Genomic DNA, 22,179 nt, shown 5'->3' with positions numbered 1-22,179 from the left:
GCTAAAAATTATTGTTTGATGAATTTGATCGTCTTGTTGTTGCTCTTTAGGAAGTATACTCCAGGTTTTAAAGCGTCTACATTGATAGAATTTGTTGCTGATTCTTTAATCAATAGATTTCCTGATAAATCATAGATAGCTACGTCAGATGAAGCTCCTTTAACCTTAAGCTGACTTTTTACAGGGTTAGGATACACTTCCAGTTGAGTGTTATCAGTCATTATCTTTCTTGCGTTAGCTGCTGATTGTAAAGAGAGTTTTATCCAGTCTAGGTTAAAACCACCTACTTGCGCAAATACGCCTACATCGTAAGTACCAGCTTCTATGTAAACAGTATGTGTAGCGGTACTCCAGTTGAACCAGTCGCCTGTGTTAGGCAAGGTAGCTGAACCTAATACAATAGAACCGGCATTTAGGTCTAAAGAGATTTGGGTGCCAGAATTAGGTGTGGCAGCTTTGTAAGTTACCAGATAATTACCAGAAACAGGGATGTTAATGCTGGTATAAGCCATCCAGTCACCAGTATCTATATAACCAACACTTTGTCCATCTACGCCAGAACCTGATTCTATTTGCACGCCAGACATGTTGCTATAGCTTTCGGCCTGAATTACGATATCGTCAACAGATGGCGCATCTTCTTTTTTGTATAGTTCTATTTCAGCTAACTGAAAAATGCTACCACTATTATTATTGAAATTAAAACGGTAGTACTTGTAGGTTGTAGAATTGTTAAAGTTATATTTTCTTAAGCTAATTCTATCAGGGAAGTCTTCACCTGAGCGGCTGTCAATAGTAGACCAACTGCTGCCATCGTTAGAGCCTTGCAAAGTCCAGTTTAGAGGGTCTCTTTCTGCTGCATCATTAGCAGATGTTAGCGAATAGCTATCTACAGTGTATGCTTGGTCAGCTTCAAATTGTACCCAAGTAGAAGGGTTGAATGTTAAGAATTTAGACCCGAAGTTATTGTCTATTAAGTTCGTAACACCTTCGGCAGCAGGAGAATCTGAATGCTGAGATGTAATAGTGCCTCCAAGATCGGTAATATCTATCAGTGAGTTGCCTCCACCTGAGTAGTCCATAGGATACTGAGCCTGAGCTTGCACAAATTGCTGCTCCCATTCATCGCTCCATCCAAAAGCTGCGGTAGCTAATGATTTTAAGTTAGTATGCGCAGCTCCACTCCAGAAGTGTACAAACTCTCCCCAGTTCATAGCTTTAGCATAGCTATTGCCGCTTTTAGGAAATAAGGTAGACTGTAGCTCAAAGTATCTTACAATTACATCAGTTTTACCATAGTTGTTATAAATAGGGTAGAACCAGTCTCTGAACCAATGTGAACCTTCAACAGGGAAATTATCTACATTGTCCATCCAGTCGTTATACACACGGTTGGCGTCTGCTGTTCTGCCTAACCCAAGGTAAACATCGTAGATGAATATTTCAGCCCATTTGCTATCTCCCCATATGCCAAAGGCTGGAGATTCTTTTATGCCCATAGTAGCACCTTCTACAATATGACCTACTTCATGGGTTACTAAATCTAGGTTAGTGCCGCAGTCACAAGGCCATGGTCCTGCGCCAGCATCAATAACATCTCTGTAATCGTGGCTAGCATCAAAGTAAGTAGATGGGTGCCCTCCACTATATCGGCCAGTATGGAAAATGGCATATAACCTGCCTTCTTCGCTGTATGGGCCATAAGTTTGTTTTACGTACCTCCATAAATCGCCCATGTATGAATACATCCATGTGTTTGAAGTGTTTACTCCAGAATCGAAGTATACAGCCACATCATCATCATAGTACATTCTGGTTACTACCTGGTTGTGATCGAACCAATGTTCTTGCCAAGTGGTTGGGGGCACCGTTGTTTGAGCCATGGCACCCGAGGTGCACAGAAAAGCTCCAATGAAGAGTTTGAATTTGTTTTTAAGTATGTTCATAAAATTTGGTTTAGGGCAGCGCTATTATCGCTGCAGTTATGATTGATAAAATGGGTTAGGTAGGTTTATATATGTTCATTAAATGTTATGAGGGGAGTGTTAGTCCTCTACGGTTTAATTCTTAAGAAATTTGATTGCTTTATTCTTACTTCTTAGCATATATATACCTGGTTGAAGATTTTCTACATTTATAGATGAATTAGAATTGACATTCTCACTATTTAATTCTAAAATTCTATTACCTGGCAGGTCATAAATACAGATAGGAGTGGTGTGTTCTAATCCATAAATTATATATTTTTTACGGGTTTAGGGTAAAGGATAATTGCTTAAGGTAATGACGTAGCCACTATGTACTGGGATAGTAGACATAGCATAGTTAAGGATGCCTTTGGCAGTCGAGATTTCCTTTTATGCCTAACATGGCTGAGCACTCGAATTAAATTAGGTTTAGGTTTCATTAATGTCATTTTATAATGCCAAAAATCGGTTTAGCATATAAATATAATAAACTATTAGAGAGAAGGGTACTGTTCTGTGAGTTTATTCTGTGGTGTTATTACTTGATGAATTTTGAACTAGGAGGCTCGTATTCGATAAGATTAAGGCTGTATTAGAAATTGTTGATGTTGATTTATTGAGAATTTTTATAGTATAATATCTAATTCTTGATAAAGAGATTTCTGAGGGAGTATAAACTTTGATTTTGAAGCTTCCGGACTTCTGCCCAGAATGGCTAAAAGAAAAGAAGCTTTAAGTCATTTTATTCTTATGAGATTAAATGGTTTGAAGTTCCCATTTATCTTTAAAAATGTTTTCAATTTGCTTTATTTGTTTCTCGTACATGGTTTTTTTTCGTGTTCCGAAATAGAGTGTATTTTCTAAGGGTTTGTTGCCTTCCAAAACTAGTTTTATTTCTCCACTAGCTATAGCATCTCTGCATAGAAAATCTGGGACTACAGAATAGCCGTTTCCTCCACTAAGGCACCTGATGATAGAACTGATATTGGGTACAATGTAATTGGGGCTAAAATCTGGATGGTTGCCAAAGTGCTTTATCCAGAAATTTTTGTGATGTTCCATATCTGCTGCAGTACTGTACCAAAGCTGAAGTTTTAACAGATCAGCAGCATCATGGAGATTATTGTGATGCAAAAGCTCTTTCAGGCCAGTAGTGTCAGTGTTGCTACCAGCTATTAATACAATCCGCTCTTTTGAAAACGGAAGATACTCTAGGTTCTTTTGCTGGCCTTTTTGTGGTGTCACTATCAGATCTAGAAGTCCGTTATCTAAGTCTTGAAGCATTTGAGGGTATTCTCCGAACTTGATTATTAGGTTGAAATCGAGTTCCGCAACATGCTCTTCAAGCGTGTACTGAAAAGTTTCGAAGCACATGCCTACGCTTATGGTTACTCTTTCAGACTGTGAGCGTTTATGGAAATACTCTTCGGCTATTTCCATCTTTTTTAAAGGGGCTAGTACAAAATTGTATAGTATTTTACCTCTTTCGGTAGGTACCATTTTTCTGGTAGACCTATCAAATAATTTATAACCGGTATACGCTTCTAGCGAACTTAAGTGCAGGCTTACGCCAGGTTGAGAAATGAATAATTCTTGCGCTGCGGCTGAAAGAGTTCCGGTTTCGTAAATTGCCTTAAACGTTCTGAGCCATTCTAAGTTCCATCTCATATCTATAATAATTATGATACAAATCTACAATTTAAATTATTTGTGTGATAGTTAAATCTGATGAAGTTTTGCAGCAGTAATACAGAGAAATATAGACATGACAGCTCGAGCGATTAGTGTCTTAAGGTTTTACTATCTATTTGAAATTAGGCCTAATAACCAGATAGATATAAACTAAAACAGTAAAATTATTTTAAAAACGATAGACATTAATAAAATGGAATATAGAAAATTAGGGGATAGCGATTTGAATTTGTCGGCCATTACATACGGAGCATTTGCTATAGGCGGTGCTATGTGGGGTGGCAATGAAAAGAAAGATTCTATTGCTTCTGTTCAGGCCTCCATTGAACATGGAGTAACTACCATAGATACCGCTCCTTTTTATGGGTTTGGTTTAAGCGAAGAAATGATTGGAGAGGCAATAAAAGGTTATGACAGAAGTAAGTTGCAATTGCTGACAAAGTTCGGTTTAGTATGGGACGGCAGTAATCAAGGCAAAGGAGAGTTTTTCTTTGATGCCGAAGACGGAGGCAAGAAACTGCCTGTTTATAAATATGCCTCTAAGGCCAATATTATAAAAGAGGTAGAGGAAAGTTTGCACAGGCTAAAAACTGACTATATCGATCTATTACAAATACATTGGCCCGATGCTACTACGCCCATTTCAGAAACCATGGAGGCGATGGAAGTATTAATGCAGGAAGGAAAGATAAAAGCTGCAGGAGTCAGTAACTATAGTTTGGAGCAAGTGAAAGAGGCTAAAGAAACGCTGCAAATAGCTAGTAATCAAGTAACATATTCTATGTTGAACAGAGGCATTGAAAATGATTTGGTGCCTTATGCCAATGAAAATGATTTGGGCATAATTGCTTATAGCCCAATGGAAAGAGGACTCTTAACAGGCAAGTATTTTGAAAACAATGCTTTAAAAAGCGATGATCATCGTAATGGTTATTTTCAGCAGTTTGATTTGGAGAGGGTGAAGAGCTTTTTAAATGAAATAGCTCCGTTGGCAGAAGGTAAGAACGTATCGTTAGCACAGTTGGTATTGCGATGGACTACTTTACAGCCCGGCATAACGGTAGTTTTGGCTGGAGCCAGAAACGAAAAGCAAGCAGTAGCTAATGCAGAGGCCATAAATATAAAGCTTACAGCAGAGGAATTGAAATTTATAGAAAATGCCATGGAGGGGTTAAAGTAATATGTTATTACGTCAAATATTGACTTTCGTCTTATCGCTTTTGCTTGTATCATCAGTTTTTGCACAAGAAATTGACCCACAAGATAGCAGTTGGTATCCATCTGCTTATGGTCCTGATGATGAAATTGGAGCGGTTAATCTTATTACTCCTGAGGTGGTGTTGAAGGCTATGAAGTTGGTGAAACAGGGTAAAACGCTTCCTTTGGCGGTGCCTGTGGACAAACACCTGCCAGCTTTTCGTCATAGAAGTTTTAATTTGTATAATGTGCAGCCCGGTGAGCAGGCCGGAAATACTACAGGCCCCAACAAGTTTACCTTTAATGATGAATTGGTCAACGCATGGACAGGAGTGGGGACACAGCTCAATGGTATAGGTCATATTGGTATTGATAATGTGTATTACAATGGCAACAAAGCTTCTGATTTCGTAACAGTAGAGGGGGTGAAAAAGCTAGGGATTGAGAAGGTGCCACCAATAGTTACCCGAGCAGTAGTGCTAGATATGACTTCTATTTATGACAATACCATAGTGCCAGGAGGTACTGAGTTTACCGTTAAGGATATCAAGCAGGTATTGAAAAAGCAGCAGGTGACCATTGCAAAGGGTGATGTGGTACTGTTTAATACTGGCTGGTTGGAATTGATAGGTAAGAATAACGATAAGTTTCTAAAAGTAGAGCCAGGAATAGGCATGGAAGCAGCCATTTGGTTGGCGGAGAAAGGTATTGTGGCATTTGGAGGAGACACTTGGGCTTCAGAGGTATACCCCAACCCTAATAATAAAATGGAGTTTCCGGTGAATCAATTTATGTTAGCCAAGCAGGGTATTTATAATTTGGAGTTAATAGACACAAGGCCGCTAGTAAAAGAAAAAGTATGGGAATTTTTATTTGTATTGGGCCAGCCTCTATATGTTGGCTCTACACAGGTAAACGTAAACCCAGTGGCTATTTATTAACTGATGTTGACGGTTGTGAATAATGCAAAAGACAGCCTTTAAGGCTGTCTTTTGCATTATGTTTGTATAATTTTTTAAATAGAACAGGGTGTTTTAATCTGAAAAGCTAATCCCAATTCTTCTCTTTGGCTATTTCTTCTTCTATTCTTTGGTTAACATTGATTTTAGCTCCTTCGAATAAATAGATGTGTGTGCCGTACTCTCTGGCATATGGGTTGGTAATAGAGTCTGCAATAAATGATGATTTGAAATATGGGCTGGTTACGCTAAATTCTTTGTTATTATCTGATTCATTTTTAACCCGAATTAGATTAGTGTAGTTAATGTCTAAATCAAACCAATTGATATAATCAGCATTAAAAGATACGGCTTTAACTCCAGTTTTAGTGTAAAAGTTAATAGCACCGGCCTGGCCGTAGTTGTCACAAAGTACTAAGGTTTGCTTTGCATTGGGTATAGTATCGTAGATGGCATCAATTTTACCGGCCAGCTCTTTCCAGCCTAGCATGTCGGCATAGTCCTGTGGAAGGACATGATCCTTGCCATCTTCCCAACGCAATAGTCCGAGGTCTTTATAACTGGCGCTGTGGGCTATAATATATTCAGGGCTTTTATTAGGATATGCAATATTGTAAGAGAGCAAAAATATGGTTAAAGGGAATATCAAAAGCACAGGTTTTAAATACCGTTTCCAGCCTAAATCTAAGGTTTGAGAAAGATATACAGCTCCAAATGACATGTAAATAGGGTAAAGGCCTATGGCATAATAGTCTTTAGCTTTAAAAACAATGAAGAAGAGAAGGGTACATGGTAATGCCCAGAAAAAAGTTTTATAGGGTCTAAATGGAGCATAAGTCAATAAAGAATACATAGCAGCTATTAATATTGCTATGCCTCCAAAGAAAAAGTGAATTTGCGATTGCAGAAAATCCAGCCTATTAATGTTTACCAATTGAGTTTCGGCCAGTTGTTTCATATGATGAACCACCGGAAAACCATTAGTATATTGCCAGATAAGGTTAGGGGAAATAAGCACTAAACCTAGTATGGCGGCTCCATACAAGTGTTTTCGTGTAAATATTTTTCTTTCTGGAGTTAAAATAAGCGCTGTGGATAAGCCTAGAACTAAAAACACAATGTTGTATTTGCTTAAAAAACCGAACGCCAATACCACAGCACCTGTATATAACCATTTGGGATGATGGGAGGTGAGGTACTTAATAACTATAAAATAGAAAGCAGTCCAACTGAGTACATCAAAAGAATTGGGCTGATACAGTGTATTTAGCCTTAATAAAGCAGAAAGTAAAATGCATGTAGCAGAAAGCACTAGTGCAAAAATATCTCCTTTCAGTGCTTCTGTAGCTTTCCAGACAAACAGGATGGTAAGTGCTCCGCAAAGTGCGGGGAAGAATTTAACCCAAAATACTGTATTTCCGAAGAGGTAAATGATTTTTGAAACCAATGCCGTTACTGGAGGTACTGACATATATCCCCATGTTAAATGTTGTCCTAAATCGAGGTGAAGATATTCATCTCTTTGTAGATCATATACTGGGTGAATAAGGATATACTGCAAAAGGAATTTTATTATTATAAATCCTATCAGTATAATGTGTCGTTGCTTCATATAAGGTGATGTTACCACGCTTATAAAATTAAGCAACTGACTAAAAGAGTATTGCTGTTTTATTGCTTATTGTGCTGGAAGGTTTAGTTAGCAGTTGAATGATAAATATTGAGGCTGTGTACTTAGAGCGAGCTTTCAATTAAAAGTAGAGATTGCCTGTACAAATCAGGCAATCTCTATTATGGTTATTTATTTACAATCACTTTGAAGGTTTCAAAATGGTCGTTAACTAATAATCGGGCATAGTAAATTCCGTTTTCTACCTGCTCTACATTCCATTCAGCAATATGATTACCCGCTTTAAGGTTATCATTTACCAAGGTGGTAATAGCTTTGCCGGCCGCATTGTAGATGGTAAGCTTAGCCTGAGCCCCTTCTTTTACGGTAAATCTAAACTGCGTGCTGCTGTTAGTAGGGTTAGGGAAACTGTATAATTCACTAGATACTTTACTGGTTTCATCAGTTTCTAATGATTTAGCTGTATTGGCAACCCTGAAGTTACTAGAGGCCTCTTGTCTTATACTTGACTGCATTTGAATGCCTTCGTGCACCAATACATGGTCAAAATAATCAGTTAACCTTATGGTATATGGTCCCGAACCCATGCCAGAAGCAATGAAGAAGTTGCCTCCATCAGACTGCCTAGTCATAGTTACAAACTGGCCACTTGCATTTTTATACTCCACTTTTTTAATTGGGTATTTGTGGTTGAAAATCTGCAAAGCAGCCCACCATTCATTACTTCCTGCTTGGAATCTGTACTGTACGTTTCCTGTTGTAGGTAGCGGCACTATCTGCCATGTAGCATTAACTCTTCCTAAATCAGGATTTTCTATCCTTCTAAAAACATCTTTTCCATAAATGTCAACATCACCAGGTTGGCCTGTAGGCAGTATATCAGCAACTAAAAACTTTTCTTTTTTACCACTAGGAGAAGTTACTTCAATGCAGGCTCCCATGAGTTGCTCATTTAACAATACAGATATTTGCATAGCACAGAAGTAATCTACAGCTGCATTGGTTAAATCATCTGCAGTATAACCACCAGCGTTAGCAGGCAAATCGGTAGGGTAGCCACTAGCAGGGCCATAGTAGGTCATTTCACCTGATCGGATAGTGCCAGTGTTTCCGTCATTGCCACCATCGTCATTGTCGCCATCATCGTTGTCATCATCATTACCTCCGTCATCATCAGAGGTGCCATTGCCATATATTTTTACCCAGTTAAGATTCCAGCCACCAACGGTAGCGAAAATACCCAAGTTGTAAGTTCCTGCAGCATCAATGGTTACTGTTTGGCTTATCGTTTGCCATGTTTGCCACCCGCCAGTAGCCGGTACGCTTATAGATCCTAGGGTGATGTTGCCCGCATTTAAGTCAAGAGATAATGTGCCACCACCAGTTTCACTGGCTACTCTATATTCAATTTTGTAGGTTCCTGATGAAGGGAAATTGATGTCAAAATAAGCCATCCAGTCACCAGTATCTATATAACTCACGTTTTGTCCACCTTCAGTACAAGCCTCTATCTCTACGCCTGACATGTCGCCAAAATTCTCAGCTTCTAAGCTTTTTACTAAATGGTTGCTATCATCGTTACCGCCATCATCGTCATTACCACCACCATCATCATCGTTACCACCATCATCTGGTGTATCAGTGCTTTGTATTTTTATCCAGTTGAGATTCCAGCCGCCTACTGTAGCGAACACACCTAAATTGTATGTGCCTGCAGCATCAATATGGATGGTATTGGTTATGGTTTGCCAAGTTTGCCATCCACCCGTGGCAGGTACGGTTACAGAACCTAGTGTAATGCTTCCTGCATTAAGGTCTAGTGACAGAGTGCCTCCTCCGGTTTCACTTGCTACTCTATATTGCACGGTATAGTCACCTGCTTTTGAGAAATTAATATCATAATAAGCCATCCAGTCGCCATCATCTATATAGCCAACGTTTTGACCTCCTTCGTTGCAAGCTTCTATTTCTACACCTGACATGTCTCCGTAAGTTTCAGCTTCAACGGTAATTACTCCGCTGTCATCACCATCGTTACCACCTCCATCATTGTCGCCACCGTCATCGTTACCTCCACCGTCATTTCCGCCTCCATCTGTGCCCGAATATGGCTTAAATAAATTCACAAAATCGTAAGTGCTTTGAGAAAGCCCACTACATGTTGCTGATGCAGCTGTTTGGCCAGGGCATCCGCCATTATCTCTGTTAACAGACCACATGGCAAGCATATTTACCCATGAGGTGTTAGTCACAAATGATAATACTTCTTGGCCATTGGCTAGTGAAAAAATTTCGTTGGCAGTATCATTTTTACCTATCATAGGTGTTACACCCACATTCAGGTTAGTTTGGCTGTGCGTGTTTTGAGCCGCGCTTATGGCTGCTTGTCCCATGGCTTGGTTAGATTGACCATAGTCCATAGTCATTACATTAACACTGTAAATATTAACACCGGCAGCTTTTGCCTTATTAATCACGTTAATGCCATCGGCAGTTAAACCGGTAGGCATTACAGGTAAACAGTAGGTAATGCGCAAGTTTGGGTTGTTGGATTGTAAAATGGCTGCAGCCTGATTTCTTCTATCTATAGAAGCTTGATCTTGAACCCACCAGCCTTCTACGTCAAAGTCTATCCAAGTAACACCATATTTATCAATCACCTGCTGATAAGCGTTGGCTAAAGCATTTACATCTGTTATGGTAGATGAAATGGGCGTTCCGTTGGCACCTCCAAAAGAAATGATTACATCTCCGCCAGCAGCTCTAAGGCTATTTACCTGATCTAACATGTGGTTACTCGCCATATTTAAAGCGCCACCCCATGCAGGTTGACCATCTGTACCTGCTATAACAAAAGCAAGAGTGAAGTATTTTTGGCCTGTGGCATTATATGCTGCCATTAAATCAAAAGTAGGCCAGAGCATAACGTCTACATAGGGAGCGTATACCTTGCTGGGCATGGCTCCAAATGTTGTACTTACTGATGCTATCACCAGTAAGAAAAAAGTCAATACTTTTTTCATAAGTTGTTGGTTTAAGTTGATAAATGTAATTAGACAATTAAGGGTATTGTCATGTAATTATTATTGGGATTTATGTACTTTTTAATGTTTTGAAATTTTGTTGAAAAGCCCGATTTCGTAGCTTAATCTCTGTTTTTGGGCTAGCCGATATTTTTAAGTACTTATTTTATCAGAATAAGTGCAACACTTCTTTAGCGAAAATATTTAGAAAAATGTACTTTGATATTTTTCGATTTTATAATTAAATTTTTTTAGGAAAAACTCAGTGTTGTCGATAACATGAATTTATAGAAGAAAATGAAAGGCTGTATTTAGATAATTAATTTTTATTTAATTAATAACTTAAATTGATTATTAAAGGTGGTGTGAGGAGGGTGTTATGATTATTACAGATAATGAATATCTATGTAATGTTTACATGGAAAAGTGAGGAAAATAAAAAAGCAGCCCAAGGGCTGCTTTTTTATTTTAAAAACTGAGAAAAGATTACTTATTAACTATCAATTTCACAGTTTTAGAAGCACCATTAACGGTTATTTTAGCAATATAAAGACCGTTTTTAAGGCTGTTTACGTCAATTGTAGCAATGTGAGTTCCTACTGACTGAGCAGTTTCAACTATGCTAGATACTTTAGTACCATTAAATGCGTATACATCTATAACTACATTAGACTCAGATGTTACGTTATATTTAAAAGTAGCTGTGGTGCTAGCAGGGTTAGGGTATGCTTCTACCTCAAAAGTAGTTGCTAATGTTTTTTCTGTTAAAGGCTCTTCAACAGTTCTGAAGTTAGAACCCATTTCTTGCATTTGGCTAGATTGCATTTGTACTCCAGTATGAGTTAATACATTTCCAAAATAGTCTGTTAATCTTATGGTGTAAGGACCTGTGCCCATTCCTGAAGCAATAAAGAAGTTACCTCCATCAGACTGACGAGCCATAGTTACAAAGTTACCACTTGCGTTTTTGTACTCTACTTTTTGTATAGGGTACTTGTGGTTGAATATTTGTAATGCAGCCCACCACTCGTTGCTACCTTCTTGGAATCTGTATTTTACACCACCGCTAGTTGGCAATGCCACTATTTTCCAGCTGATGTTTACTCTTCCTAAGTCAGGGTTTTCTAACGTGCCGAATACATCTCTTCCATAAATGTCAACATTACCAGGGCTTCCTGAAGGTAATTTATCTACTATTAAGAATTTACCTTTTTTACCAGATGGACTTGTTACTTCAATGCATCCTCCCATTAACTGATCGTTCATAAGGTTAGTAGTTTGCATAGCGCAGAAATTCATGCCATAGCTCGCTAGGTCTGCCGCGCTGTATCCACCAGCATTTAAAGGAACATCTGTAGGGAAACCGGCTTCAGGGCCATAATAAGTCATTTCACCTGTTACAGTAGGTCCGGTAAGTCCTCCTGTGTTGTCATTATCATTACCACCATCGTTGTTGTCATCAGTAGGGTTATCGTTATTTACTGTTCCTCCTGATGTGATTTTTATCCAGTTGATGTTAAAGCCTCCATTTTGAGCATAAATACCCAATGGATAAGTACCTGCAGTTACATTCACTGTTTGTGACACAGTAGACCATGTTTGCCATCCTCCTGTGGCTGGCACATTTACAGTTCCTAGTACGGTAGTTCCTGCATTAAGGTCGGCAGAGATTACTCCACCACCAGTTTCGCTAGCCACTCTGTATTCGATAGTATAGCTACCTGTAGAAGGGAAGTTAACTCCTGCATAGGCAATCCAGTCACCAGTATCTACATAAGCAATATTGCTACCGCCTTCAGAACAGGCTTCTACCTGAATACCTGACATGTCACTGTAGTTTTCTGCTTCGATAGTCGTTGACATTACACCCGGTAAAGAACCATTGCCAAGTTTGGCAAATGTAGCATCGCTTCTGCCTAAATCATCAGATATAGACTCCGAATAAAGTAATGAAGCTCTGTGTCTGATGAAGTTGCCAGGGAAGTTGTAAGACTCAAAAGAATACTTGTTGCCATCGGCTAATCCACTTCTTAGCATAAATGTGGCATCGTTTTTAAATAAACTAGAACCATCGTTAGTATCTAACCATACTTCACCATTTCTATGGCGTAAATAACGGTTAGGGAAATTTACAGATTGGAAAGATACGCCAGTACCAGCAAGACCAGCTACCATTTTCCAACGTCCGTCAGCTGCAGGGCTTACGTTGCTATCAATTCTACCTCTGCTATCCATGTGACGTATAACTTTACCACCTTGGTTGTGAGCTTCCCAAGAGATATAATCTCCATTGTCGTCACCACCACCATCGTTATCACCACCATCATCACCACCTCCGTCATTTCCAGAGTATGATTTAAATACGTTTACGAAATCGAAGTTTCCTTGAGATAGTCCGCTACAAGTAGCTGAAGCGGCAGTTTGACCGGGGCAGCCACCATTATCACGGTTGATAGACCACATGGCCAACATGTTTACCCAACTGGTGCCATTAGCAAAAGATAATAACTCATTAGCATTACCAAAAGTGAATGTTTCGTTAGCAGTGTCATTTTTACCAATCATTGGAGTTACACCAATTTGTAAGCCTGTTTGGTTGTGCGTGTTTTGAGCTGCACTAATAGCTGCTTGTCCCATAGATTGGTTAGACTGGCCATAGTCCATAGCCATAATGTTTACACCATAAATGTTCACTCCAGCAGACTTAGCTTTATTGATTACATTAACGCCATCAGCAGTTAAACCAGTAGGCATTACAGGTAAACAATAAGTAATTCTTAAATTGGGTTTGCGAGATTGCAATATGGCAGCAGCTTGGTTTCTTCTGTCAATAGAAGCTTGGTCTTGTACCCACCAACCTTCTACATCAAAGTCTATCCAAGTTACACCATACTTGTTAATTACACTCTCATAAGCATTAGCTAAAGCGTTAACATCCGTAATGGTAGAAGCGATAGGCGTACCTATAGCACCACCAAAAGAGATAATAACATCACCACCAGAAGCTCTAAGGTTGTTTACTTGATCTAGCATGTGATTGCTAGCCATGTTAAGAGAACCACCCCAAGCTGGCTGACCATCAGTACCTGCGGTGATGAAAGCCAGGGTGAAATATTTTTGACCTGTTGCATTTTTAGCATTCATTAGGTCAAATGTGGGCCATAGCATGACATCCACATAAGGAGCAAATACTTTGCTCGGCATGGCGGCCATAGATGCGTACACCGCGACCAGCATGAGAATAAAAAAAGAGGTAACTTTTTTCATAAAAATAATCGGTTTAAGTTGTTAATTAATTAAAATGGTAAGTCAATACATGACTTTTACTCTTTGGTCTTTTTTAGTTTTATTTATTGTTTTTAATGATTCTTTCTGTTGTAATTCCACTTTGGCTTTCTACCTGAATCAGGTATAGTCCTGGTTTTAAATGGTCTAAATCAATGGCTTTATCGCTGTTGATTGTCATTTTCTTTACAGTATTGCCTAAGGCATCAATGATGGTGATGTTGGCCGATGCACCTTCAAATTTTACCTGTAAGCTATTGCTGAATGGGTTGGGATATATCACTTGCTCTTTGGCAGGGGTAGTATTCATACCTACTTTGGCAGCATTATCCTGTTGGGTAATGCGCCACCAGTTTATATTCCACCCGCCAACTTGGGCGAAAATGCCGAAATTGTAAGTTCCTGCATCTATATGAACTGTGTGAGATACGGTTTGCCATGTTTGCCACCCTCCAGTAGCGGGTATAGCTACTTCGCCCAATACAATAGCACCAGCATTTAAATCTATGCTAAGTTTACCTCCACCTCCTTCACTAGCTATGCGGTACTCGATGGTGTAATTGCCACTTGTAGGTATTGTGATGTTGTTATATGCCATCCAATCACCATCATCTACATAGCCTACGTTAGAGCCTCCACCTTCGTCAGTGGTACTTTCTACTTCTATGCCTGACATGCTAGCGTAATCTTCCGCCTGAATAAATTGCTCAAATCTGTAATTGGAGTATAGCTGGCTTTGAGGTATTACTTGCTTTTGCTGGGCTGCATGAGCCCATTTTAATACACAGCTGGCTCCACCATAATCTTCAAAGTATTCTAATTTTATATCATACTGCACACCGGCTTCTAAGTAGATTTCGCCTTTGTATTCCGTGCCCCAGTCAGCTATCCACTGGTCGATGAGGAGTTGATCATTAACCCATAACTTTCTACCATTGTCACTGTCTACATAAAATGTATATAAACCTGTATACTGAGGTTCTACTTTTCCACTCCAGCGGATAGAGTAGCTGTCATTGGTTATTCCACTGCCGGGAGATCCTTCGCCCCAATTGAAATTCACAGTAGCATCAGTGCGAGAAAAAATATTGCTCTCAAAATTTTTACCATTATAATAAGTGGCATATAACCCTTGCCCATTTCCTGTTTCAACTGCAGGTGCAGGTATTAATTCCCATTCGGCCGATGCTTGCATGTTATCCGCTTGCATTACAACATTAGTTTCAGGCGAGGTATTGCCATCTTTTACATCTAGTAGCTTTCCATTTGCTACTGATACAAATTTATAGGTGCCATTTGTGGTGGCTATGGCTATGAATTTTTGATTATCCTGATTGCGGAAGCTTCTTTGCCAAATGTTGGCGCCTTCTTGCATGTTGTATTGCTGAATATCGAGAGATTTATTACTATGGTTAGCAGTAATGGAATATACTCCATTACCCAAATGATGCAGTGCAAAAGTTTGATTGGGTGCCGCTGTAGGAGTCCAAATTTGCACATTGATATTTTCATTTCTTCCTCCAGTGCCGCCTACTACATCTAAATATAATCTACTCTTAGTGTTTTTGATATTATAGTTGCCTTCTAAGTTAGTTACTCCTTGAGCTACTACTTTAAAAGAGGTGATATACTCATCCCAATCTCCGAGGCAAGTATTATCTTCTGTTAGCTCTATAGATTCGCCTTCAAAGTTTTCATGCTGATAAAGAATAACCTTGTAGCCCGGTTGCACTTTTATAGAGGAGATTTCATCATTCTGAACCCCTTTTAGTTTTAAGGCATCAAGTTTATATTCGCCTATACCGAAGCCTGCGTGGTAGCCGTCATAGTTGCAATTTTCAAAGACCGTAATAGGTCCTGTGGTATTTTTTACAGGTCGGCTAAAAAGCTGTGCTTTAGGTATGACCTGACGCATTTGGTTAGCACTTTCCCATTCTAAGTAGCAGTAGGCATTGCCTCCGCCTTCAGCATATTCTAGTGTAATTTCATATTTTTCGCCCGCCTGTAAGTTAATAGGTGTACCTCTTCTGGTAATGGCACCTTGAGTATCATAATCATTGATTACTACCTGACCGTTTACAGTAAGTTTTACACCATCATCGCCATTTACTATAAAGGTATAATCTTCAGAATATAATGGCATTACCTCACCTGACCATTTTACTGAGAACTGATCAGTTCCCATTTTATCAACATTTGGAGAGCTTCCTGCCCAGTCATAATTGATTTTGCTGTCTGTTCTGGTGAACTGAAGTTGATCTCTGTTATACCCAGAGTAGTATTCACCTCTAAGTCCATTTCCTTGGCCTACAGGTACGCCTTTAATGTTTTTACGCACTAACCAAACAAACTCATCAGGAGCTACCACTCTTACATGAGGTGCTAAGCGGTTGATACAGTCAATTACATCATCTACATCTCTAGACCAAATGTGTACAGGTATTAAGCTATAACCCTCTGAAGAATGTATGTCTGTAGACATGGCATTGAGCTTATTGGCCAAATCTTCTGGACCAGATAAAGTGCCCCATAAAGTGTATCTGCCACCAATAGATGGCTTGTCTTTGTACCAATCTATCTGCCCGGCACGCCCTGTATAGTTGGCTCCGTAAGTATAGTAAAATAGCGCATCTATATTAGGTTGCTTTAAATATGGAACAGGATCCATATCACTATCATCAGCATCAATAATATTGACAATACCAAGATCTGCTTTTTTCATGTACCTGTTAAGCTCAGCTGTTTCTTGTTCTAAAAGGTCATCGGGAAAGCGGCCAGGGAGGTAGTACCCTCTACCAGAAGGGCCTGCTAACAGCACATTTCTACCTTCGTTGGTAGTTAAGGCATGGTCTATATAATGTTCGTAAATTGAAGGAGCTAAATCAACTAGAGCAGGGGAGATGGTCCACCCCAGGTTTACTTTTGCTCTGTTGGGGTTATTCCAGTTGTGCAAGTTGCCATGGGTACCTAGCAACCATTGCACATTGTCTCCATCACTAATAACAAAGCAAACGGTATGCGTATTGTCCTTTACTTCGAAAGGTTTTATAGGGTCTGGGTGGTGGAAAGTGTCTTTTGTAGCCGGAATATTGGTAAGCGCAGACATATTGGTGGCCCAGTCAGAAGGGTGAATCATTAATCCTTTAGAAGAAAGTGCCTCCACTGTTTCGTATTCGTGCGGTCCCCACCCAAAGAAAGCAGCCCGTTTCTCCATTCTATTAAACACGCTTTGTGCTAATGAACCCGTAGGTGCTGTGTCCCAAAACTGAAAAGCTTTGGTATATGTGCTGTAGTCTCCCATAAAAGCACCCCTGTCATCAGAGCTTTGTTGGTAGCTGGCTACTTTTTTGCTAAATAAATTTCCATAATTGGCCAAAGCCCAAGCTTCATCTCTTTCTCTTACATCTAAAAGTTTGGGTAGTCCTGCACTAATAGCTTGTTGCTCCACTTCAGTGGGCACTGCTACAGCATTGAGTACTCCGGCCAAAGAAATAGCTACGTTAGTTGATTTGTCTTGCTTGTTGCATAAAATGTACCCATCTATTCTGTTTGCAAAATGTGCTAATAAGCCTTGTATATCTTTATAATAGGTTTCATCAATTATAACACCTGCTTTTTCGGCAAATGACCTATGACCAGATATATCTCTTAATATTTCGGGTTTTGTTTGGGCTATTACGCCCATTAATGTCTGAACCGCTATTTTTTCGGGGTAGGTGATATCCTCTGAAATTAAATATAGCTTATCGGGAGTGGCTGTATATAAATACGGGCCAGCATTCCTAGGGACAGTTTGTGCTAATACCGTTAGAGAAGGCATCAGCGCTATTATCCATATCAGGATTAATCTTAAGTTGAACATGTAATTATTGGTTTATGATTGATAATATCTTGTGTGGGATAAGGTGTTATTTACATTGATTTATTTAGTTTATAACTTTTGTGTCCGTGCACATTTGTATAGTTAACTACTGAGAGTAAACTAATAACTAATGCTTAAGCAAGTGATGCTCAGTACAGTTTTTGGTAAATAACTTGGGGGAGGGGTGGTTATGAATATAGGTCATGGGTATAGGTTTTAGGTTTGGTAAAAATATTTACATACGGGGCGTTTAAATTTAGAAAGAACTGCGCCAAACCAGTGGCCTGACGCAGTTTTATCAAGTATATTACGGATTAATTCTTAATAATTCTTGTTACTTTTTTGCTGGCCTTGCTGTCTATTTGTAATAGATAAAGCCCTTTTTTCAATTGAGATAAGTCAATTTTATCTTCTTTGCTAATCTCTTGAGCAGGAACTACAATGTTTCCAAGAATATCTACTACCGTAATAGTAGCTACTTCTTCAGCTGTTTTAACGGTTACATAATCAGTAAATGGATTAGGGAATACCTCTACTTCAGTGGCTACTGTTTCGATTGATTTTTTTGCAGCTAATCCAGCTCCAACTTTAGTAAACTTAATCCAGTTGATATTCCAACCATTAGACAATGATTTGATGGCAATTTGCTGAGCACCTGCAGGTAGGTTTACAGTGTGCGATATTGTAGTCCAGTTTTGCCATCCGCCAGTACCGGGGATGTTTACTACACCATAGCTGGCTCCCGCAGCTTTTTCTAGCTGCAGCTGACCTCCGTCACTAGCAGTAGCTACACGGTAATCTACTTTGTAAGATCCACTTTCAGGTAAATTGATTTCATAAACCATCCAGTCACCATTATCGATATAGTCTACATTAAGTCCACCTTCAGAGCATACTTCAGTTTCTATTCCTTGCATATAAAGGTAGTTTTCAGCTTCAACAGTAGTGCTCCATCTTGGGCCACCCACTGGTATTAACTGCCAATGTCCACATATCTGTCCATTATCATCGTATTGGTTGATGTCAGCACCTGCTTCTGTGCTGGCATACCCAACTTCTAAGATTTTGTTGCTGTGCATAGCTCTTAATTTGTAGAACCCATCACCTGCGTCTTCTATTTTATAATGCTGATTGGCTCCGCCTACATAGTCCCACTGATGGAATGTAGCGAAGTTTTCTGTGCTTACATCAGAAATATCTCCTGCTTTACCTGTTTGTACATTAATGATTGAGTATACCCCTGTAGAAACTTCGTTGAGTATAAATTGCTGATTGGGGTTGCCTGTAGCAGTCCACTGAAGAATGTTGGTTCCGTTATTAGGGTTTCCGTTTTCAGCCACATCCATTACTAACCCACTGTTTCTGTTTTTTATGGTATAAGTACCACCTAGGCCTGTAACACCAGAGGCTCCACCGCCTCCACCTCCACCACCATCAGTAATGGTAGCGTAAATGTCTCTTACCACATAAAAAGTTTGTTTTTTAGAACGGTCTCTTCTTACTATTCCCCAGTATTCTTCATCAGCAGAACCATCATAAGGAACACCAGAGCTGTTAGGAGCAGAACCACCAGGATTTTGAACTCCATCATTTCCGGCTTTCCACCATTCATCACAAAACTCGAAAAGTGTAACACCAGCACAAATATCATATTTACCCACTATTCCGTTAAGAATATTGCCGTTAGCATTGGCTTGGTCAGCTTCATTTACTGCATTTTGAATTTTGTTATATCCATCACCACCAGCTTCAGATACATAAATAGCTTTGTTAGCTGCTAGTCTTGCATTAAGGTCATTAATAGCGGGTACGTCATTATCCCAACGGTAAAGGTTCATGCCCCAAACATCTACACTAGGGCAGGCATTTAATACTTCTACTGTGGGTAGTTCGCCATGTGCAGTAGTAACAGGGTGGTTAGGATCTAGCTGATGCGCTCTTACAGCACATGCTTCTAGTTTTCCGTACCAGTTCCATAGGTTGCCATCAAACCATTCAGGATGATAGTTAAATTCATTTCCAAATTCCCAGAAAAGGATCGCATTGTGGTTTTTATATTGATTGATGTATCCTTCAAAATTGTTCTCGTCAAGATGCATGATAATTTTAATGCCAGCATTGGCAAACGCATCTAATTCTGCTTGGTCGGTAATAGGAGAGTAAACACGAATGGTGTTAATATTCGCCTCTTGTAATAACGGAATGTCTTGAGCATAGCTGCCTGCTCCTCCGCGACTATAACATATACCATGAATCTTATATTCGGATCCATTTAAAAGTACTTTTCTGCCCGAGACCCTGACCGTCTGAGCGTAAGAAGTACTGATGAGCAAGAAGCTCATCAGTGCAAAAAATAAAGATTTCAAATTCATAATAGATTTGAGTTAGTTGAACTTAATTAGGTCTTTTATTTTTTTATGAAACGTAGTTTTACAGTTTCAGTCTTTTTCTGTATTGTAATGGTGTAAATACCCTTTTCTAAACACGAAACATCAAGTTTGTTGGTGCCTTCATAAGGCTGATCAAGCCTGATTTTACCTAGCTCATCATAGATAGTAAAATGTGCACCATCTAATGATTTTGAATTGATAGATAATTCACCTTGTGTGGGGTTAGGGTAAATTGAAACCTGATCGCTTTCAATAAATGTAGTGGCTGAAGCAGCACTTACTCTTGCTAAACCATTTACTTTGGTAATTTTTAACCAGTTGATATTCCAATCATTGGTTAAAGATTTTATGGCGATTTGTTGCTGACCGGCATTAAGGTTGATGACATGCGAAACGGTAGTCCAGTTTTGCCACCCTCCTGTGCCAGGTACGTTAACCACACCAAAGCTAGCGCCTGCTGCTTGTTCTAATTGAAACTGCCCACCGGCTGATTCGGTAGCTACTCGGTATTCTACTTTATATGAACCTGATTCTGGAATGTTTACATCCCATACCATCCAATCATCAGTGTTAATGTAGCACACATTTTGTCCGCCTTCAGAGCAGTTTTCTAGCTGTACTCCAGACATGTAAACGTAGTTTTCAGCCTCAATGGTAGTACTCCATTCAACTCCACCAACAGTAATCAATTTCCACTGTCCGCATAACTGTCCGTTATCGTCATACTGACCAATATTGGCTCCGGCTTCGTTGCTGGCATAAGCTACTTCTAAGATTTTGCCGCTGTGTATGGCTCTTAATTTGTAATATCCGCTACCAGCATCTTCTACTTTAAAATGTTGATTAGCACCAGCCAAATATTCCCATTGAAGTAAGTTAGCAAAGTTGTCTGAGCTCCCGTTGTCAATATCTAATGATTTTCCTGTAGCTACACATATAATAGAGTACACACCGGTAGAAACCTCAGAGAATTTAAATTTTTGGTTTGGATTACCAGTGCTAGTCCATTGTAGAATGTTGGTGCCATTAGCAGGGTTTCCGTTTTCGGCAACATCCATTACCAAGCCACTACTTTTGTTTTCTAAAGTATAAGTACCGCTTAAGCCCGTAACTCCAGACACACCATCATCACCGCCATCATTACCTCCATCAGGAGAGGTAGGCTCAGGGAATATAATCTCGTACTGAGATTCTGCTCCACTAATAAATACTTCGTGGTCAGTTACATAGGTGTATGCATCAGGACATCCGCTTTTCAATATTTCAGAATAATAATTGGGCTGGCAAGTAGCTTCATTATTATCGTAACAGCAATACTTATCGATATTCCATTTTGAACAAGTAGCTAACCATGCTACCACTTGGCCTGCTCCATTTTTAAGTTGTAGTTCTGGAGGACATAAAGGGTTGAGGTCTGTGGTACACCCAGCGGTTCCGCCCCAGTAGTGGTCTCCAGGTTTTGGTGTGTATGTACCAGGAACAGGTCTCATTTGCATGGGCACATTAAAACCATCAATTAAGCTCACATTGTAGTAGTCGTAGTTTTGCCACCCGTTAAATTTAAGCTCTACTAATGTGGTATTTCTACTACCAGCACCGTTACAATTGAGGCCATTGCCACAGTCTCCTGTTTCGCATGGTCCATATCCGTTGCCATCAAAATTACAGGCTGTTCTACCCCAGAATCTACCTTCCCACTCGTTAGGTAACGATATGGTTTTACGGCCGCCATTAGGAGCAAGGTACCAACCTCCACCTTCAGGGATGTGTGGTATGGGGTTGTAAATGTCATTGGGGTTAGGCATACCGCCTTTTACACCCACCCAGATGGGTTTGCTACTATTGTTAATAGTAGTTACTGTCCGCTGTGCAAAGGAGGCAATGGTAATTACCTGCAACAATACACAAATGATTAATGTGTTGATTTTTGTCATTGGTTTAGATTGATCTGTTTTACATAAGTAAATCGAATTATAACAGTTTTCATTTACTGATAAGCTGTTATGCTTTTGAGCCTGAATAAGGCAGATAGAAACCTCTAATTGATGTTGTATCTGAAATAAGCCTGATGATAGCTGGTAGCTAAAGAAACAAACCGCCACAAAGGTGACTGATGAGAGGACTTACGTAGATAAAAATTACTAATAAGGGCTATAGAAGAGAATATAAGGCAT

At 39.5% G+C, this 22,179-nt stretch carries 11 protein-coding genes; 2 read left to right on the top strand and 9 right to left on the bottom strand.

All coding sequences use genetic code 11. From position 1 onward, the window contains the following. Nucleotides 1-8 precede the first annotated feature (8 nt). The 3 genes from ACXACQ_RS21540 to ACXACQ_RS21530 all read right to left on the bottom strand — a co-directional run bounded on the left by ACXACQ_RS21540 (nucleotide 9) and on the right by ACXACQ_RS21530 (nucleotide 3,635). Nucleotides 9-1,946 (bottom strand): carbohydrate-binding protein, encoded by a 1,938-nt coding sequence (locus ACXACQ_RS21540; RefSeq protein WP_474978070.1) that lies wholly within the window; start codon nucleotides 1,944-1,946, stop codon nucleotides 9-11. 114 nt (nucleotides 1,947-2,060) lie between these two features. Next, nucleotides 2,061-2,237 (bottom strand): T9SS type A sorting domain-containing protein, encoded by a 177-nt coding sequence (locus ACXACQ_RS21535; protein ID WP_474978495.1) that lies wholly within the window; start codon nucleotides 2,235-2,237, stop codon nucleotides 2,061-2,063. A gap of 486 nt (nucleotides 2,238-2,723) precedes the next feature. After that, nucleotides 2,724-3,635 carry a LysR family transcriptional regulator gene (locus ACXACQ_RS21530; protein ID WP_474978069.1) on the bottom strand — a complete coding sequence of 304 codons (912 nt, stop codon included), beginning with the start codon at nucleotides 3,633-3,635 and terminating at the stop codon, nucleotides 2,724-2,726. A 217-nt stretch (nucleotides 3,636-3,852) separates the two neighbouring features. On the opposite strand from ACXACQ_RS21530, the gene ACXACQ_RS21525 reads away from it, so the two are divergent. Further along, nucleotides 3,853-4,839, top strand: a complete 987-nt coding sequence (locus tag ACXACQ_RS21525; RefSeq protein ID WP_474978068.1) for an aldo/keto reductase — start codon at nucleotides 3,853-3,855, stop codon at nucleotides 4,837-4,839. 1 nt (nucleotide 4,840) lies between these two features. Beyond that, nucleotides 4,841-5,797 (top strand): cyclase family protein, encoded by a 957-nt coding sequence (locus ACXACQ_RS21520; protein ID WP_474978067.1) that lies wholly within the window; start codon nucleotides 4,841-4,843, stop codon nucleotides 5,795-5,797. Nucleotides 5,798-5,903: 106 nt separating this feature from the next. Here the strand turns inward: ACXACQ_RS21520 and ACXACQ_RS21515 are convergent, their stop codons facing one another. The 6 genes from ACXACQ_RS21515 to ACXACQ_RS21490 all read right to left on the bottom strand — a co-directional run bounded on the left by ACXACQ_RS21515 (nucleotide 5,904) and on the right by ACXACQ_RS21490 (nucleotide 21,939). Next, nucleotides 5,904-7,427 carry a glycosyltransferase family 39 protein gene (locus ACXACQ_RS21515; RefSeq protein ID WP_474978066.1) on the bottom strand — a complete coding sequence of 508 codons (1,524 nt, stop codon included), beginning with the start codon at nucleotides 7,425-7,427 and terminating at the stop codon, nucleotides 5,904-5,906. 185 nt (nucleotides 7,428-7,612) lie between these two features. Next, a complete protein-coding gene (locus ACXACQ_RS21510; RefSeq protein ID WP_474978065.1) occupies nucleotides 7,613-10,468 on the bottom strand; it encodes an expansin EXLX1 family cellulose-binding protein in 2,856 nt (951 codons plus the stop codon). 486 nt (nucleotides 10,469-10,954) lie between these two features. After that, nucleotides 10,955-13,735 (bottom strand): expansin EXLX1 family cellulose-binding protein, encoded by a 2,781-nt coding sequence (locus ACXACQ_RS21505; RefSeq protein WP_474978064.1) that lies wholly within the window; start codon nucleotides 13,733-13,735, stop codon nucleotides 10,955-10,957. A gap of 79 nt (nucleotides 13,736-13,814) precedes the next feature. Beyond that, nucleotides 13,815-17,615: a PA14 domain-containing protein gene (locus ACXACQ_RS21500; RefSeq protein ID WP_474978063.1), complete on the bottom strand. Its 3,801-nt coding sequence runs from the start codon at nucleotides 17,613-17,615 to the stop codon at nucleotides 13,815-13,817. 314 nt (nucleotides 17,616-17,929) lie between these two features. After that, on the bottom strand, nucleotides 17,930-19,987 hold the full coding sequence (locus tag ACXACQ_RS21495; protein WP_474978062.1) for an RICIN domain-containing protein: 2,058 nt from the start codon (nucleotides 19,985-19,987) through the stop codon (nucleotides 17,930-17,932). Between the two features lie 35 nt (nucleotides 19,988-20,022). Continuing rightward, nucleotides 20,023-21,939, bottom strand: a complete 1,917-nt coding sequence (locus tag ACXACQ_RS21490; RefSeq protein WP_474978061.1) for a thaumatin family protein — start codon at nucleotides 21,937-21,939, stop codon at nucleotides 20,023-20,025. Nucleotides 21,940-22,179 lie beyond the last annotated feature (240 nt).

The organism is Fulvivirga sp. AWR4_260 (genome assembly GCF_056158185.1).
The sequence above is the reverse complement of the archived record's forward strand: the minus strand, read 5'-3'. Positions and strand labels throughout refer to the sequence as shown.

Coding starts and splice junctions, on each gene's coding strand:
- ACXACQ_RS21515 (WP_474978066.1), bottom strand. CDS start 7,427: ATGAAGCAACGACACATTATACTGATAGGATTTATAATAATAAAATTC.
- ACXACQ_RS21525 (WP_474978068.1), top strand. CDS start 3,853: ATGGAATATAGAAAATTAGGGGATAGCGATTTGAATTTGTCGGCCATT.
- ACXACQ_RS21530 (WP_474978069.1), bottom strand. CDS start 3,635: ATGAGATGGAACTTAGAATGGCTCAGAACGTTTAAGGCAATTTACGAA.
- ACXACQ_RS21500 (WP_474978063.1), bottom strand. CDS start 17,615: ATGTTCAACTTAAGATTAATCCTGATATGGATAATAGCGCTGATGCCT.
- ACXACQ_RS21505 (WP_474978064.1), bottom strand. CDS start 13,735: ATGAAAAAAGTTACCTCTTTTTTTATTCTCATGCTGGTCGCGGTGTAC.
- ACXACQ_RS21510 (WP_474978065.1), bottom strand. CDS start 10,468: ATGAAAAAAGTATTGACTTTTTTCTTACTGGTGATAGCATCAGTAAGT.
- ACXACQ_RS21540 (WP_474978070.1), bottom strand. CDS start 1,946: ATGAACATACTTAAAAACAAATTCAAACTCTTCATTGGAGCTTTTCTG.
- ACXACQ_RS21520 (WP_474978067.1), top strand. CDS start 4,841: ATGTTATTACGTCAAATATTGACTTTCGTCTTATCGCTTTTGCTTGTA.
- ACXACQ_RS21495 (WP_474978062.1), bottom strand. CDS start 19,987: ATGAATTTGAAATCTTTATTTTTTGCACTGATGAGCTTCTTGCTCATC.
- ACXACQ_RS21490 (WP_474978061.1), bottom strand. CDS start 21,939: ATGACAAAAATCAACACATTAATCATTTGTGTATTGTTGCAGGTAATT.